The sequence below is a fragment of the Rudaea sp. 3F27F6 genome (assembly GCF_005503555.1).
Taxonomy (GTDB): domain Bacteria; phylum Pseudomonadota; class Gammaproteobacteria; order Xanthomonadales; family Rhodanobacteraceae; genus Rudaea.
Genome location: NZ_SCNG01000001.1, coordinates 336,262 through 352,335 on the forward strand (window position 1 = coordinate 336,262; position 16,074 = coordinate 352,335).

Sequence of the window (16,074 nt, forward strand, 5' to 3'; positions counted from 1 at the left end):
CGCGTAAATCGCGGCGCCTACACGATCGACTGCCTTATTCCTTCGAACGCAATCCGGTCGAGTTCACTTCGTGAACGCCTCTGACCGACTTGGCCGCGGCGACCGCTTTGCGCACCTGATCCTTGTTGTCGAGCAGGCCGGTCAGGCTGACCGTGCCGTCCTGCGTGTTGACTTCGATCTGGTTCGACGGAATGCCCTCCGTCGAGGTGAGTTCGGCCTTCACCTTGCCGGTGATGATCGCGTCGGTGCCGGGCTGCTTGGACTCGACGTCGGCCGATGCCGCCGGTGGACTCGCAGTCTGCGCCACGGCCATGCCGCCGACGCACAGGGACAAGCCGAGCGCCGTGCACGCCAGCGCAGTATGGAATCGGTTTGTCGATGGCTTGTTCATAAAGTCCTCCTCGTTGGTCGTCGATGGGCGCTTCGATCAAGCGGCCCGCAGACATAGCCAAACAATTCCCGTGCCAAGAGGGCGCAGCGCGCCGTTTCTGCGGGTCACGGCGCGACGGCGCGACCGATCCGTGCGAATTGCACGTCGACATCGGTGTGACCGTGCAGATTGCGAGAGCGGCTATCGACAAAGCGCCGTTTATCGCTGCGTTCGCGCCGATCGCAAAACTGGCACGAATCTGGAATTGCTTTATCTGCCTGCCTGTCGCGACAGGTGTTATTGCAAATATTGACGAGGAGCGAACATGGACATCGTAACGTTGAATGAAATGATCGAAGCACTGGAAGACGGCCGCAAGTTCTACGCCGAGGCCGCCGACAAAGTGAGCCGTGCCGATCTCAAGGCGCTGTTCGGAGATTTGGCCAAGACGAAAGAAACCATAGCGAACGATCTCAAGACCGAAGCGGTTCACGAGCAGCAGAAACCTGCGCAGCACGGCAGCTTCTCCGGCAGGCTGCGCATTCTCTATGCCGAGACGCGCGCGGCGCTGAGTTCGGACAAGGACTACACCTTTATCGCCGCGCTCGAAGAAAGCGAAGACCGCATCCTGCATGTGTTCGGCAGCGCCATCGTCAATTCCGATGATGCGAAGGTACGCGCGATTGCGCAGAAGCATCTTGCCGCCGTGACCCGCGGCCATGCGCAGATGAGCAATCTGAAGCGCGCCAAGGCCGCATAACTCCGGCGCGAGCGCGATTTCCATCCCGCCGAAAATGCGGGATGCACGTCATCCAAGGCAACGCGCGCGAAGCCCTCGCACACCGAAGCGAAGGAGCGGAACTGCGCATCGCGGCGCACCGATCGCTCGTTGCCCTTCACGAGGAGACCGACATGATCATCGATCAAGCCAAGGAAAAGTGTTCCCACAAACCCTGCGCCTGCACGGTGGAACCCGGCAGGGCCTATTGCGGCGCATATTGCGAAGCCGCGGCCTCCATGCCGGCGCCCGTGGGAGAGGAAAGCTGCGGGTGCAGACATTCCTCCTGCGCGGACACGGCACAGCCGAAGCGACAGGAAGAGACGGCGCAGGCCGTTTAGATCGGCCATTCAATATCGAGGAGTACGCAGCATGAAATCCATCAGACCGATGCTCATCGTCTTTGCCGGCGCGCTGGCCCTGACGGCCTGCGCCAAACAGGGCGCGGACCCGGCCAAGGTCCAGGCCGACGTCACCAAGGCCCAGACCGAAGGGCAGGAAAAGATCGCCGTCGCGCAAGAGAAATTCGAACGCGCAAAAATGGAAGCGAATGCTACGCCGGTGAATGCGGATGCGGGCGGCACCGCGACGCCGGCGCCGCCGGTCAGCGTCGACGCACCGCCGAGCACGGCGCTGGTCACCACCGATCCCGCAGCACGCCTCGCCGACGCCCAGTTCGATTTGGACAAGGCCAAAGCCGAACAGGCCTACAACGTCGCGCTCGCGCGTTGCGAGGATCGCGTGGGCGATGCGAACAAGGCCTGCCGCGATCTGGCGAAGTCGACTTACGATTCTGCGGTCGATTCAGCCAAGGCGAAAACGCGGATGGTTCATCCGTAGACCAGCAAGGATTCTGAATAAGATCGAGCCGCTCGAACGCAAACGTCACGGCCGGGCAAGCGTCTCGGTTGTATCCGGATCGAGTTGGACGCGCCGACAGAGGGACCGAGTCGGCGCTCAGCTTTTCGCGAGGCGTGCGGAAGCACGTCCCGCATAGTCGACCAGCCTGTCGCGCTGTTTCTTGGTGAACACGCGCGGCACCGTGTCGAGCACGCACAGCGTGCCGATCGGCTGGCCGTCGGGTGCGTGCAGCGGCGCACCGGCGTAAAAACGCAGGCCGCCCTCGCGCAATAGCGGATTGCCGGCGAAGCGCCGGTCGCGCATCAAGTCCTCGACCACTTCGATGCCGTTCTTGGCGACGACGTGGCTGCAGATCGACTTGCCGCGCGCCACGCTCTTCGCTTTCGCCAGTTCGGGCGGCAGGCCGAAACCGGACTTGATCGTCTGCCGATCGCGATGGATCAGCGAGACGAAGGCGGTCGGCACGGCGAAGTACTTTGCGACCTCCGTGGTCAAGCCGTCGAGTTCGGACAGGGTGTCGCGATCGGCGATGCCGAACCGGTCGAGCGCGGCCAGGCGTTCGTCTTCCTGCTCCGGTATCGCGGCCTCGGCGACGAACGCTTCGTTGTTCATCATGTAGCCTTCGCACATCGCCACGGCTTCGCCGATGGTCGCGACGACCGCATCGACGCCGGCTATTTCCTCGCGCGCCGGCGTATCCTGCGCGTCGCCCGACTCTTCCCACAGGCCCAGGGCCATGCGCTGTTCGGGCGCGGCCAATTTCACCCGCCCGCACATCTTCGCCGCCTGATCAGGCGTCGTCGGCGGCGTCGCCGAGACGAAGACGATGTCCACGCGTTGCTCGCCGAGTTCTTCGAGCAGGCGGCGCACGTCGGCGCGGCTGGTCACGGCGTGCGCGTCGAAGCGCTCCAGGCGCAGCGCCTTGACCAGCATAAGCCCGGCGAGCAGGTCGCGTTCCGCACGCGCGGGCAGCACGATCACGCGACACGGCTGCGCGGGCAACTCGACCGCGCCGTCGTACTCGCTCTCGGACTCGACCTCGTCGATCATGTCGCGCACCGACTTCGCCACCGCGTCGCGCTGCTCCGCCTGCAGGCGCGCGTCGGCGTAGTCGCGCTCGTAGGTGCGCACGACCGGCAGCAACACTTGATCGTAAAACTGCACGAGCGAATTGGCGCCGACGAAATTCCCCGCGGCCTCGTATCCGCTCGATACGGCGCGCTGGCGCAACAGGCGCCGGTACATCTGTTCGGGCGGCGACAGCGCGTCGTCCTCACCGAGCATCACGCTGAGGAAGGCAAGGCTCGGTATATGCCGCCCAAGCACAACGAGACAGACCGTCAGCGGCGTCGACAGCAGCAGCCCGATCGGCCCCCACAGCGTGGTCCAGAACACCGCGGCGATGATCAGAGCGAACGACGACACGCCCGTGCTCGCTCCGTACAGCCACGGTTCGAGCACGTTGCTCGTCACCAATTCCAAGGCGAGGAACAGGCCGAGGGTCAGCAGCGGGCCCATCCACGACGGCGACACCGCGAGCGACAGCAGCAACGGCGGCACCGCGGCGATCCACGGACCGACATAGGGCACGAAGCGCAGCACCGTGGCGAGACCGCCCCAGAGCAGCGCGTTCGGCACGCCGATGAAATGCAGCCCCGCGGCAAGCGCCGCGCCGTAAAGCAGGTTCGTCACCAGCTGCATGCTCAGATAGCGGCGGATGCGCGACGAACCGTCGTCGATCGCGCGCGCGGTCACGCCGATGCGGCCGTGGCCGACAAGGCGGATAAAGCGTTCCTGCAGATCGTCGGCCTTGATCGCCATGAACACGACGAGAAGGATGACGAGAAAGCTCGTGCCGAGCGACCCCATAAGCGGTTCGGCATAGGCTTCTAGCGCGTCGAACGGGGTCTTCTTCACCGTGTCGACGACGCGCACGTCGAGCGGCCCGCGCGCAGCTGCGGCGCCCTTGTCGGGCGCCGCCTGTTCGGCGGTTTTCTGCAGGTCTTCGGAAAGATGGGTGAGCTTGGCGAGCACGCCGTTGTTCGTCGGCACGACATCGCGGATCTTCGCGGCGAGATTGCCGCGATAGGCCGGCAATTGATTCGCCAGATCCTGCAACTGCCGCGAGAGAACGACGCCGAGTTCGACCAGCGCAGCGAGCACGACGATCAGCACCAGCACCGCCGCGACCGTGCGCCCGATCCAGCGCGCAAGCCAAGCAATCAAAGGTTCGAGCATGAACGCGAACAGCGCCGACAGCGCGAGCGGCACGAACACTTCGCGGCCGAAATAGAGCATGGCGAAGATCGCCACGACGAGGGCGAGCGCCCAGATGCGCGTCAGCGCTTCGGCGACGGCCTGCGGATTGTCCGCAACGGCAGCGTCGCGCGCCCTGCGCACGTCCACTCGACTGGGTTCGGCGGGCGCCATGCCCTGCCCTCAGCCTCCCGACTCGTCGGCCGCGGCGGGCGGCGCAGCGTCGGCCACGTCGCGCGGCGCGGCAGGTGCGGCGACGAATTGTTCGTACAGCCTGATTGCCACCGAAGCGAGCATGGTCGCGCCGGCCGTGCGCCACCACAATCCGGCCGCGGAAAGAATCCAGCGCCGCCGCGCCGACACGACCCAGATCGCGACGGCGCCGCACAGCGCGGCGACGGTCACCGCGGTCCACGGCTGCCGCCGCACGGCGTCCTCGACCGCGGGCCGCGCAAGCTCCAATCCCGAATGCAGCGAACTGCGCTCCCAGCCGTTCTTCGCCGCCGCCGCGGCGTCGTCCCACAACATGCCGCCCCACAGACTGTCGGCCGCCGCACCGCGGCGCTTGCCCTTGCGCGAGCCGCTTGCCAGCGCGCCGGCCAGCGCCGCGCGGCTGTTTTCCAGCGAGCGCACCGCGGCGGCGACTTCATCGTTCATCGGCGGCCTCCGCAGGCTCGCGCGCCGGCGGACCGGCCTGGCGCAGCAGATCGAGATCGCGCTGCAGTTGTTCGGTCAGCGCCTCCGACATCGGCGGCGGCCGCAGGCGCAGCGCGGCGACGAGGCTGCCGGCGGCGACGAGCAGACATACCAGCGGCACGATCCACGCGCGCCAGCTCGCGACATCGATGCCGTTCGACCACATGGTCAGCACGACCGCGCTGCTCAGCAGTCCGGTCAGCACGAACAGCGCCGCAAGCGCGAAGGCGACGGCACGCCAGACCCAGGAGCGCAGCGATACGGACAGTTCGGCGCGGATCAGCTCCGCGTAGCCGAGCGCGTGCTCGCCGATCAGATCGACGTGCCGCGCCAGGGTGAGCAGGAAGCGGATCATGGCGCGCGGCTCCGCTTACGCCAACATGGCGCACGCTCGATGAGGAATCGTGGCGCGAGCATGCGCACTTCAGCGCCTGCCCGCTCCGAGCAGCAGGGCGACGAACGCCCCGGCCGCTGCGGCAACGAGCACCGCCTGCAGCGGTTTTTCCACGATGCGCTCGCGCGTCGCGGCGAGCACGTCGGCCGCATGTTCGCGGAAGCCTTCGCCCGCGTCGTCCTCGGGCGGCGGTTCGCTGCGCGCGCTGGTGCTCTTGTGCGCAGATTTCGCACGGGTCGGCTTGCGGCTGCGGCGAGTAGTCGTTTTGCGCACGGTTTCGTCCGCGTTGACGTCGTCGCCCGTCTGAGCGGTACGTTCTTCTAGAGTCTCGTCGGATGGGTCTGATGACATGAGCGGCACTCCTTTGGACGGCGGGCGCTCGACGTGCGAGCAAACCGGCCTGGTTCGCCTGGCTGCGGCGACGACTGGCGCGGGACGGACCCGCCTCGCCGCCGATTACCGAGCATTTGCTACAACCCTGCGCCGATAATGGCAAAAAGCGGTGCGCAAAGTACAGTTTTTGCCCGCCTGCGGACGGCGCCCATTCATGCGACCGGAGTGCGGTTTTTTCCGGCCGCCGCGCTCACGCCGGCGAGACAAGCACGTTGACGCTGGATATTTGGACGTCTAGACTTCCATACGTTAGAGGTGCCGGAGTAACGCCCCGGCTGAAAAGGGAATCCGGTGCGAATCCGGAGCTGCCCCGCAGCGGTATGTGGAAACGAAATCGCCATAGGCACTGGATCGATCGATCCGGGAAGCGGCGAAAGTAGGAGGGTCCGTCACCGGCCCCGCGTCCACGAGCCCGAAGACCTGCCTTTGCCGGAAGGATCAAACCTTTCGAACCGACTCGGAGCTTTCGCGGGAAAGTCACGGGCGAACGCGCACCCGCCCTTTGCGGCGGTCGCCGCATCGCCTTGACTCCTCGTTATCGGTCCGGTTCGCCCGCGGGGGCGAGGGTCGACGCTGCGCACCATTCTCCGTGAGGCTCCCGCCGCGCGGCGGTTTGCTCTGTCGCAACGCCTGCTTTCGTTCCTCAGTGTCCATTACGCACGAGGAATTTACATGTCACTTGTCACCAACCTAGGTTTTCCGCGCATCGGCCGCAAGCGCGAATTGAAGACCGCACTGGAAAACTACTGGAAAGGCGCGATCGACGCCGACGCGCTGCGCGAGACCGCACGCGAACTGCGCCAGCGCCACTGGCAGTTGCAGCGCGATGCCGGCGCCGACGTCGTTCCGGTCAACGACTTCACGCTCTACGATCACGTCCTCGACACTGCCTGGCTGTTCGGCGCGGTGCCGCAGGAATATCTCGAACTCGCGCAGAACGATCCGCTCGCGGGCTACTTCGCCACGGCGCGCGGCTACAAGGCCGGCGGCCGCGATCTGCGTGCGCTTGAAATGACCAAATGGTTCGACACCAACTATCACTATCTCGTGCCCGAGCTGACGCGCGACCAGGTTTTCACCCTGCGCGGCGACAAGCCGATCGCCGAATTCCTCGAAGCGCGCGCGCTCGGCCATACCGCGCGGCCGGTGCTGCTCGGTCCGGTTTCGTTCCTCCTGCTGTCGAAGACGGTCGACGGCAGCGACCGTCTCGCCCTGCTCGACAAGCTCGTGCCGGTCTACGCGGAACTGCTCGGCAAGCTCGCCGACGCGGGCGCCGACTGGGTGCAGCTCGACGAACCGCTGCTCGCGCTCGATTTGTGTGACGCCGCCCGGCATGCGTTCCGCTATGCCTATGCCACGCTCGCAGAGGCACGTACGCCGAAGCTACTCCTCGCGACGTATTTCTCCGGGCTCGACGAAAATCTCGACCTCGCCCTCTCGTTGCCCGCGCATGGATTGCATATTGATCTCGTGCGCGCGCCGCAGTTGCTCGACGCCGTGCTCGACCATCTGCCGGACGACCGCGTGCTTTCGCTTGGCGTCGTCGACGGGCGCAATATCTGGCGCACCGATCTGCACGCGGCGCTCGGTCTGATCAAGCGCGCGCGCGCCGCGATCAGCGCGCATCGCCTGCAGATCGCGCCGTCGTGCTCGCTGCTGCACGTGCCGATCGACGCGAGCCCGGAGGCCGCACTCGAAATCCATCCGTGGCTCGCGTTCGCACGCGAGAAAGTCGCCGAGCTGCGCACGCTCGCCGATGCCGCCGAAGGCAAGGAAGCGGCGCTCGCCGCCATCGCCGCCTCGCGCGAACTGCAGAAGTCGCGGCGCGCGTCCAAGCTCACCGTCAATGCGGCCGTGCGTGAGCGCGTCAAGCAGACCACGGCGCAGCTCGAACAGCGCCAGTCGGACTACGAAGCGCGCCGGCTCAAGCAAGCGCAGGCGCTTGGCCTGCCGGCCTACCCGACCACGACGATCGGCTCGTTCCCGCAGACCGCCGAAGTGCGCCACGCGCGCGCCTCGCACCGCGCGGGCAAGTTGAGCGACGCCGAGTATCGGACCTTCCTCGAAAACGAAACCGCGCAGACGGTGCGCATCCAGGAAGAACTCGATATCGACGTGCTCGTGCACGGCGAGTTCGAGCGCAACGACATGGTCGAATACTTCGGCGAGCAGCTCGACGGTTTCGCCTTCACCAAGCAGGGCTGGGTGCAGAGCTACGGCTCGCGCTGCGTCAAGCCGCCGATCATCTACGGCGATGTTTCGCGTCCGCAGCCGATGACGGTAGCGTGGTCGCGCTATGCGCAATCGCTGACCCAGCGCGTGATGAAGGGCATGCTCACCGGGCCGGTGACGATCCTGCAATGGTCGTTCGTGCGCGACGATCAGCCGCGCGCCGACACCTGCCGCCAGATCGCGCTGGCGCTGCGCGACGAAGTCGTCGACCTCGAAACCGCCGGCATCCGCGTGATCCAGATCGACGAGCCTGCGCTGCGCGAGGGCCTGCCGCTGCGCCGCCGCGACTGGGACGCCTACCTCGCCTGGGCGGTCGCCTGCTTCCGCGTCGCCGCGGCCGGCGTGCGCGACGAGACGCAGATCCACACGCACATGTGCTACGCCGAGTTCAACGACATCATCGATGCGGTCGCGGCGCTCGATGCCGACGTGATCTCGATCGAAACTTCGCGCTCGCGCATGGAACTGCTCGAAGCGTTCACGCGCTTCCGCTATCCGAGCGGCATCGGCCCCGGCGTGTACGACATCCACTCGCCGCGCGTGCCCGAGTACGACGACATGCTCGGCCTGCTGCGCAAGGCGCAGGCGCGGCTCAAGCCCGAACAGCTCTGGGTCAATCCGGACTGCGGCCTGAAGACGCGCGGCTGGCCCGAAGTGAAGGCCGCGCTCGGCGCAATGGTCGCCGCAGCGAAGGCGTTGCGTCAGGAAGCCTGAGGCAGCGAACCACGTGTTTTCGTAGGGGTTCGACTCATCGCACCCGGCTCTCGGTTCCATTGCCGAAAAGCCGGGTGCGACTCGAATGCATTTCCACTCGCATGAGGCGCGCGCACGAATCGACGTCTTTTCGTGCGCGAGGCGGGAAAGTGCGCCTCTACGACTGCCTGTTTCGCGGCAAAATCAAAACACCATATTTAGCGCCAGCGCCGGCGTCACCGTTGCGGCATCGTTGCGGGTGCGCGGAATCACGCGCATCCCGAGCAGCAGGCCGATGTTCGCGTTCCAGTTGTATTCGACCGCCGGCGCGATCGCGAACGACGTGCGCGGCCCGCTGTCGACATTCACGTCATCTGCCGGCGCGGCCGGCGACGAACGGCCGACCACGCGCGTGCTTTGCGCGTGACGATAGAGCAGATCCGCAGCGAGTACCCAGTTCTGCGTCAGGCTGTATTCGAAGGCGAGATCGGCGGTCTGCACGTCGCCCGGCTTCGCCGTGCCGCGAAAGCCCTGCGCCGTGCCGTACACACTGACGTCGGCGACGCTCGCATCCTGCGCATAGGCGTACGAAAAATTCAGCCGCGTGCGCAGAACGCGCCCGTTCGGCATCCAGAAATACGTCTGCATGTACAGGCCGAGCGTGGTCGAGCGCGAACCGCTGCCGAGACCGTCGGCGGGACGGTCGCCGAGGCGGTCGTACTTGCCGGTCGGTAGGGACTCCTGCAGGTTGATCGACATCGTCGGCAGCCAGCCGTCGGGATCGAACTGGGTTAGGCGCCACTGCGCCTGCACGCTGACGTCGCCGACGCCGATGTGCAAGGAGTCCGCGCCGCCGCCGACGCGGTTGTAGCCGAATGTGGGAATCATGCCGACGGTCAGACGGTCGGTCAGGCCGTAGTTGATATAAGTCAGCGAGCCGAAGCCGTCCGCATGCGGCGATCTCACGTCGTAGAGATACGGCTCGACGAGGAAATGTCCCTGCGGCAGCGTCCCGGCCGCGGCGGCGAGCATCGGCCCGGTCCACCACGCCTCGTCGAGCGACTGGCGCTGGACCGGCGCGGCGCCTTCCGCCGGACCGGCCGTCTCCTGAGCGACAGCGGGCACGCTCGCCAGGACGGCGGCAAGAACGATGGCTTGCAAAGCAATGGAAATCAGCGCCACGACGACGGCCCCATGCGATGAAGCCGATAAGCTAGACCCCGGCGTGGCGCAGAAACAGGCTCACTGCGCGCGATGTCCCTGGGGCCACTTCGGCTTGCGACGGGGCGCACCGACGATACCGCAGCGGCGACGGTGGAACGCGATGGCAGCCGTGCATCGGCGGCGCGCCGCCGCTACACTGCGCCGCCATGAATTCGCCCCGCCACACCGAACTGCAGCGCTTCGTCGCCGCGCAATTTCCGCATACCCGTTTCAGCCTCGCCCCGGCCTCCGCCGACGCGAGCTTCCGCAGCTATTGGCGCGTCGACGCGGACGATAAAACCTGGGTCGTCATGGACGCGCCGCCCGACAAGGAAAACATCGCGCCGTGGCTCGACATCGGCGCGCGGCTGCACGCCGCCGCGCTGCATACGCCCGAGGTGCACGCGGTCGATCCGGCGGCCGGTTTCATCCTGATGGAAGACCTCGGCACGCGCACCTACCTGCCCGAGTTGAACACGGTCACGGTCGATGCGCTCTACGCCGACGCGTTCGACGCCCTGCTGACGATGCAGACGCGCGTCTCCGCACAGGGCCTGTCCGCGTTCGACGACGCCTTCGTCACCATGGAACTCGAGCTGATGGCGCCGTGGTTCCTTATGCGCCATCTGGGCTACGCCCTCACGGGCGAAGAGCGCGGCGTCATCGATGCGGCAATCGCGCTCCTCACGCGCAACGTGCGCGCGCAGCCGCAGAGTTTCATGCACCGCGACTTCCACAGCCGCAACTTGATGATCGTCGGCAACGGCGAACCGGGCGCTGCCGATACGGCGCTCGCGAACCCCGGGATCATCGATTTTCAGGGTGCGCTGCTCGGGCCGATCACCTACGACCTCGCTTCGCTGCTGCGCGATTGCTACATCGCCTGGCCGGGCGAGCGGGTCGACGCCTGGGTCGAACGGCACCGTCTGCGCCTGATCGACGCCGGCGCGGTCGACGCGGGCGCCGAACAATTCCGCCGCTGGTTCGACCTGACCGGCCTGCAGCGGCACATCAAGGTGCTCGGCTTGTTCTGCCGGCTCAATTACCGCGACGGCAAGGCGGCGTACCTCAGCGACCTGCCGCTCGTCCTCGACTACGTGCTCGGCGTGTCGCGACGCTACCCGGAACTCGAAGCCTTCGCTGCGCTGATCGAGCGCGCTGTCGCCGACCGCGACATCACCGAACCGCTGCCCAAGGAAAAAGCAACGTGGCCTGTCGAGCGCTGATCTTCGCCGCCGGCCGCGGCGAACGCATGCGGCCGCTGACCGACACGACGCCGAAACCGTTGCTCGAAGTTGGCGGCAAGACGCTGATCGAGCACCACCTGGAAAAACTCGCGCTCGCGGGAATCAGCGACGTCGTCATCAACACCTCGCACCTCGCCGAACAGTTTCCGGCTGCACTCGGCGACGGCTCGCGCTGGAACCTGCGCATTCGCTATTCGTACGAAGGCCCGACTCCGCTCGAAACCGGAGGCGGCATGCGCCGCGCGCTGCATTGGCTCGGCGACGAGCCGTTCATCGCAGTCAGCGCCGATATCTGGTCCGACTACGACTACGCGCGCCTGACCGATCCACATACCCTGGCGCCCGACGCGTGGGCGCATCTCGTCATGGTGCCGAATCCCGATTTCCATCCACGCGGCGATTTCTGTCTCGATGGTGACCGCCTCAACCAAGACGACGCGGGCGAGCGATTGACCTTCGCCAATATCGGTCTCTATCGCGCCGCCCTGCTTTCGGATCAACCCGAGGGCGCATTCAAGCTGTTGCCGATGTATCAGCGTGCGATGCGCGCGCGGAAACTTACCGGTGAGCGTTACGACGGGCGTTGGTGGAATCTTGGTACGCCCGCGCAGTTGGCTGATTTGGGTTCGGTGTTTTCCGTCTGAATTCGGTTTTTTGGTGTTATTGGTGTTTCTTGCTGGAACCCCGCGCTTTCGTAGGGGGCGATTCGTCGCGCCCAGCTTTGCTTCTTTTGCTCGTCATTCCTGCGAAAGCAGGAATCCGGCTCTTCTTTTGCTCGTCATTCCCGCGTGCTCTTAGCGGGAATCCAGTGACTTTGCTCTGTGCTCTGTTGGTTTAAGAGCAAAGGCTTCCACTCGTCCCGCGGACGAGCGGGTCACTTTCTCTTGCTTGTGCAAGAGAAAGTAACCAAAGAGAACACACCCCGGGAGCCGCGCCGCCTACGGCGGTTCGCGAGGCCATGCCGGGGTTCGCTCGATGGACATCCCTGTCCATTCGCGAACTCGCGCGCATCCTGCGCGCGCCCCTTGCGGGCGGTTCCGTCATGCCTTCGCCGCGGCTGACGGGGACCCGAGATCAAAAGCAAAAAAGCAAAAGCAAAGCAGAGCAGAGCACGGAGAGCCTGCTTCTCGCTTTGCTCTGGCGCGCACGATGCGCGCTGCTCCGGCTCTTCCGGGTCCCCATTACATTGCGGCGGCAGCGGACGAAAAGGCCCGTAGGGTCGGCGCGATGGATCGCGCCGATTCCGTTGCCTGTACGGGGACGTGCAGTCAACGGAACCCGGCCGCTGACGCGGACCCTTCGGGCAGGAGGCCCGAAGGGCGCAATGTTCTGGGGCGGCGTCTTTTGGTTACTTTTCTTCGCTGTTGAAGAAAAGTGACCCGCTCGCCCGTAGGGCGAGTGGAAGCTTTGCTCTTAACCAACAAAAGCAAAAGCTAAAGTCACTGGATTCCCGCTAAGAGCACGCGGGAATGACGAGCAAAAGAAGAGCTGGATTCCTGCTTCCGCAGGAATGACGAGCAAGAAAAGCCCCCCGTCAGCTTGCCAACAATTTGCGCAAAAACGGCACCGTCACTCGCCGCTTCGCGGCAAGCGACTCTCGATCGAGCCGATCGAGCAACGCAGTCAGACTGCCAAGGTCGCGCTCGGTGCGCGCGAACAGCCAATCGAGCGCGGTGTCGTCGAGTTCAATGCCGCGCGCAGATGCGCGCTCGCGCAATACTTCGCGACGCGCTTCGTCGTCCAATGGCTTGAGCGGCGCCTGTGCGCAGGCCGACAGGCGCGAAATGAGATCGGGCAGGCCAATGCCGATTTGTGCGGGCGTGCGCGATGCAGCGAAAAGCAAAGTACACTTCTCCACTTTGCAGCGATTGTACAGATCGAACAACGCATGTTCGGCCTCGCGGTCGCCGGCGATCGCATCGAGATCGTCTAGGGCCAACAGGTCGCTGCCGCCGAGCGCGCGGATCGCATCGGGCGCGCGATCGCGCAGGCTGCGCAGCGATAGGTATTGTGCGCGTCTTTCGCCCGCGCTCGCCGCAGCGCAGGCAGCGATCAGCAGATGCGTCTTGCCTCCGGCCGCGGCGCCGCTGACGAAAACCCAGGATGCGTCCGCATCGGTCGCCGCACGGCGTACCAGGTCGAGCGCCGCGGCGTTGTCGCCGGCAAGGAAGGTTTCGAAGCGCTGCTGCGGCGGCCAGCGCATCGTCAGCGGCAACTGGTCAGGCTTCATTTCGTGCGCGGCCCGTTGTCGGCGTCTCCTTTCCGCACCACTACCGAAGAGGGGTCCGCGGCCTGCCGGGAAGAAGACACCACCACAATGGGTTCGCCTACCCCCGCAGGCGCATCCGCCGGCGCCTCGGGCGACTCGTGCGCATACAACTGGCTCGCGCGATAGCGTTCATTGGCATAGCGCAGCAGCACCATCAGCACGGAAGCGACCGGCAGCGCGAGCAGCACGCCGAGGAAGCCGAACATCTCGCCGCCGGCGAGCACGGCGAAGATCACTGCGACCGGGTGCAGGCCGATCTTTTCGCCGACCAGGCGCGGCACGAGCACGTAGCCTTCGATCAACTGGCCGATCACGAAGACGGTGACGACGAGCAAGACGTGGGTGACGTCGCCGTACTGCACGAGCGCAGCGATCACGCCCATCAGGATGCCGGTGATGCTGCCGAGGTACGGCACGAAGCTGATCAATCCGGCGATGAGGCCGATCAGCGGACCGACGTCGATGCCGACCGCCCACAGGCCGATCGCGTAGAGGATGCCGAGCACGATCATCACCGAGAGCTGGCCGCGCACGAAGGCCGACAGCGTCTCGTCCGCTTCGCGCGCGAGGCGCGAGACGGTCGGTTCGATCGAACGCGGCAGCAGGTCGTGGATCTTCTGGATCATCACGTCCCAATCGCGCAGCAGGTAGAAGAACGCGACCGGAATCACGACGAGGCGCGTGATCCAGGAAATCACGGCAAAGCCCGACTTCGAGATGCCGGCCACGACCGTCGTCGCGATACCACCGGCCTCTTTCCAATGGCTCTGCAGCACGGTGATGACCTTCTGCATGTCGGGCATTTCGAAGTCGAGCTCGAAGCGCTCGTGCAGCCACGGCAGCGCCACGTCCTGCATCCACGCGAGCCACTGCGGCAGATGGCCGATAAAGGCCGCGACCTGGCGCGAGAGGTAGGGAATCGCCAGCAGCAGAATCAGCGTCACCACGAGGCTGAGGGCGAGGAAGACGATGCTGACGGCCGTGGTGCGCGAGAGCTTCCAGCGCTCGAGCAGATCGGCGAGCGGATCAAACAGATAGGCGAACATCGCCGCGATCGCAAACGGCGTCAGCACCGGCGACAGGTAGTAAAACGCCGCGCAAAGCAGCACGAACAGCGCCAACATTTGCCAGCGCAGAGTGAAAGTCGAATTCATGCGTTCCCCCCTATCCTTGTATGCAGCGCCTTGCGCGACCAGACGACGACGTAATGCACGCCGCTCGCGGCCGTCGCCAGCGCAGTGAGCCAGATCAGCGTCTCATCGACCGAGTCCGGCAGCGGCAACGCGCCGCTCAGCTTCAGCAGGAGGGCAAGGACGCAGACGATCTGGATGAAAGTCGTGATCTTCGACAGCAGCGACGGCTCCGGCACGACGCGGCCGACGAGGAAATGATAGGCCGTCGCGCCCGCGGCGATCATCAGATCGCGGCCGACGACGAGCCACATGAGCCAGTCGGGAATCACCTCGGCGAGATCGAGCGAGACGAAACAGGCGATCAGCAACACCTTGTCGGCGAGCGGATCGAGCACGCCGCCGAGCCAACTGCGCCAGCCGAAGCGCCTGGCAAGCAGGCCGTCGAGCGCATCGCTTGCGCCAGCGATCGCAACGACGAGCAGCGCGCTTTTGAAGTAATGGTTGGCGATCAGCCAGACCAGCGGCGCGACGAGCGCAATGCGCGCCAGGGTCAGCGCGTTCGGCAGGTGTCGCCAGGGGGAAGAGCTGTTCGACGCAGGCGGCATGCGCGGTTCACGGTTCGAGATCGAGCACGGCGTCGACGCCTTCGACCGGCGGTTTCGTGTTCGTCGCGCGCGCGATGCGCGCGGCGTCGAGCGATTCGGTCAGTTCCTGCAGCGAGCCGCGCGCATCGATGCGCGCCTGCAGCACGTTGCCGTGCGCCTGCTCGACGCGCAGCGCGCGCACCTCGGGGCTGCCGTTGAGCGCGCCGACGAGTCGGGCATAGTCGTCGGCCGAACGCAGGCCGCTGAACCAGACGCGATACGAACCGGCGGCGGCCGGCGCGGGCGCCGCGTCAGCCTGCGGGGCTGCGGCTTCCACATTTGCACTCGCTGCAGCCGCGGGCGGCGCGGCGGGACTCGCCGCCGGCGGCGGATTCGGCGTATTCGTCCCGGCCGGCGATGCCGCAGCCGCGGGAGCGGCGGCGAGCCCCTGATCGCGCACGAGCGCGTCGATCTGCGCGCCGTCGAACTGAGCGACCAGGAGGAATTTCGCCGGCGGCTTGCCGGGCTCGACGGGCGTGCTGTTCGGCTGATAGCTGTATTGGCGCGTGTAGCGCTCCGCGCGGGTCAGCGCACGCGCGACCTCGGGGCGCTTGAGTACGGCCGCGTCGCCCTTGGCCGCTTGGGTCACGGCCTGGCTCAGGGCGACGCGCAGCGCGGCGGCACGGTCCTGGTCTGATTGCGTGGCGACGGGGGCGGTACCGGTGTAAATGCCCGCTGCGCAGGCAAAAATCGGGGCGAGACTCAGGCCGATCCCGAGGATCAGGGCCTTCAACGGTGATTTCGGCATACCTACATACTGCCCAATCGGGATGGCAACGTCTATCATGCGCGCCTGCCGGCCGTACTTCCGTTGCAAATTCGTTCCGCTCGCCGCCAAGCAGCGAACCGTGAACGGCAATCTTGGCGTGAGGTTCGGCCTTCGATATCCGAGGCGACGGGCTTCG

Annotated in this window: 16 protein-coding genes and 1 riboswitch; of the genes, 6 read left to right on the forward strand and 10 right to left on the reverse strand. The window is 65.9% G+C overall.

Features of this window, described 5'->3' with window-relative positions; all coding sequences use genetic code 11:
• Nucleotides 1-34 precede the first annotated feature (34 nt).
• On the reverse strand, nt 35-391 hold the full coding sequence (locus FFS30_RS01440) for a BON domain-containing protein (RefSeq protein WP_137911333.1): 357 nt from the start codon (nt 389-391) through the stop codon (nt 35-37).
• A gap of 23 nt (nt 392-414) precedes the next feature.
• Here FFS30_RS01440 and FFS30_RS01445 point away from each other — a divergent pair, with 23 nt between their 5' ends.
• The 3 genes from FFS30_RS01445 to FFS30_RS01455 all read left to right on the forward strand — a co-directional run bounded on the left by FFS30_RS01445 (nt 415) and on the right by FFS30_RS01455 (nt 1,988).
• Nucleotides 415-708: a hypothetical protein gene (locus FFS30_RS01445; RefSeq protein WP_137911334.1), complete on the forward strand. Its 294-nt coding sequence runs from the start codon at nt 415-417 to the stop codon at nt 706-708.
• Nucleotides 696-1,130, forward strand: coding sequence for a PA2169 family four-helix-bundle protein (locus FFS30_RS01450; RefSeq protein ID WP_137911335.1), 435 nt, complete (start codon nt 696-698; stop codon nt 1,128-1,130). Before FFS30_RS01445 ends, FFS30_RS01450 begins: the two co-directional genes overlap by 13 nt.
• 390 nt (nt 1,131-1,520) lie before the next feature.
• Entirely contained in the window at nt 1,521-1,988 is a 468-nt protein-coding gene (locus tag FFS30_RS01455; RefSeq protein WP_137911336.1) for a hypothetical protein, read from the forward strand.
• A gap of 117 nt (nt 1,989-2,105) precedes the next feature.
• On the opposite strand, the gene FFS30_RS01460 is transcribed toward FFS30_RS01455, so the two are convergent.
• The 4 genes from FFS30_RS01460 to FFS30_RS01475 all read right to left on the reverse strand — a co-directional run bounded on the left by FFS30_RS01460 (nt 2,106) and on the right by FFS30_RS01475 (nt 5,706).
• Complete coding sequence (locus FFS30_RS01460; RefSeq protein ID WP_137911337.1) at nt 2,106-4,439, reverse strand: AI-2E family transporter; 2,334 nt, start codon at nt 4,437-4,439, stop codon at nt 2,106-2,108.
• 9 nt (nt 4,440-4,448) lie between these two features.
• Entirely contained in the window at nt 4,449-4,922 is a 474-nt protein-coding gene (locus tag FFS30_RS01465) for a hypothetical protein (protein ID WP_137911338.1), read from the reverse strand.
• Entirely contained in the window at nt 4,912-5,316 is a 405-nt protein-coding gene (locus FFS30_RS01470; protein WP_137911339.1) for a phage holin family protein, read from the reverse strand. The genes FFS30_RS01465 and FFS30_RS01470 overlap by 11 nt, the downstream gene beginning before the upstream one ends.
• A gap of 69 nt (nt 5,317-5,385) precedes the next feature.
• Nucleotides 5,386-5,706, reverse strand: coding sequence for a hypothetical protein (locus FFS30_RS01475; RefSeq protein WP_137911340.1), 321 nt, complete (start codon nt 5,704-5,706; stop codon nt 5,386-5,388).
• Nucleotides 5,707-5,984: 278 nt separating this feature from the next.
• Nucleotides 5,985-6,191, forward strand: a riboswitch (cobalamin riboswitch).
• 229 nt (nt 6,192-6,420) lie between these two features.
• On the opposite strand from FFS30_RS01475, the gene metE reads away from it, so the two are divergent.
• Nucleotides 6,421-8,694 carry a 5-methyltetrahydropteroyltriglutamate--homocysteine S-methyltransferase gene (gene metE / locus FFS30_RS01480; RefSeq protein WP_137911341.1) on the forward strand — a complete coding sequence of 758 codons (2,274 nt, stop codon included), beginning with the start codon at nt 6,421-6,423 and terminating at the stop codon, nt 8,692-8,694.
• 183 nt (nt 8,695-8,877) lie between these two features.
• Here metE and FFS30_RS01485 read toward each other — a convergent pair whose 3' ends face one another.
• Nucleotides 8,878-9,855: a transporter gene (locus FFS30_RS01485; protein ID WP_137911342.1), complete on the reverse strand. Its 978-nt coding sequence runs from the start codon at nt 9,853-9,855 to the stop codon at nt 8,878-8,880.
• A gap of 188 nt (nt 9,856-10,043) precedes the next feature.
• Between FFS30_RS01485 and FFS30_RS01490 the strand changes: the two genes are divergently transcribed.
• Both FFS30_RS01490 and FFS30_RS01495 read left to right on the forward strand, forming a co-directional pair.
• A complete protein-coding gene (locus FFS30_RS01490) occupies nt 10,044-11,102 on the forward strand; it encodes a phosphotransferase (protein ID WP_137911343.1) in 1,059 nt (352 codons plus the stop codon).
• Between the two features lie 26 nt (nt 11,103-11,128).
• On the forward strand, nt 11,129-11,767 hold the full coding sequence (locus FFS30_RS01495) for a nucleotidyltransferase family protein (protein ID WP_249352259.1): 639 nt from the start codon (nt 11,129-11,131) through the stop codon (nt 11,765-11,767).
• 890 nt (nt 11,768-12,657) lie between these two features.
• On the opposite strand, the gene hda is transcribed toward FFS30_RS01495, so the two are convergent.
• Genes hda through FFS30_RS01515 form a run of 4 tightly spaced genes read right to left on the reverse strand, consistent with a single transcriptional unit; the run spans nt 12,658 to nt 15,917 of the window.
• On the reverse strand, nt 12,658-13,353 hold the full coding sequence (gene hda, locus FFS30_RS01500; protein ID WP_137911345.1) for a DnaA regulatory inactivator Hda: 696 nt from the start codon (nt 13,351-13,353) through the stop codon (nt 12,658-12,660).
• Complete coding sequence (locus FFS30_RS01505; RefSeq protein ID WP_137911346.1) at nt 13,350-14,546, reverse strand: AI-2E family transporter; 1,197 nt, start codon at nt 14,544-14,546, stop codon at nt 13,350-13,352. The genes hda and FFS30_RS01505 overlap by 4 nt, the downstream gene beginning before the upstream one ends.
• Nucleotides 14,543-15,130 (reverse strand): CDP-alcohol phosphatidyltransferase family protein, encoded by a 588-nt coding sequence (locus FFS30_RS01510; RefSeq protein WP_137911347.1) that lies wholly within the window; start codon nt 15,128-15,130, stop codon nt 14,543-14,545. Before FFS30_RS01510 ends, FFS30_RS01505 begins: the two co-directional genes overlap by 4 nt.
• A 7-nt stretch (nt 15,131-15,137) precedes the next feature.
• Nucleotides 15,138-15,917: a DUF2066 domain-containing protein gene (locus tag FFS30_RS01515; RefSeq protein ID WP_212742383.1), complete on the reverse strand. Its 780-nt coding sequence runs from the start codon at nt 15,915-15,917 to the stop codon at nt 15,138-15,140.
• Nucleotides 15,918-16,074 lie beyond the last annotated feature (157 nt).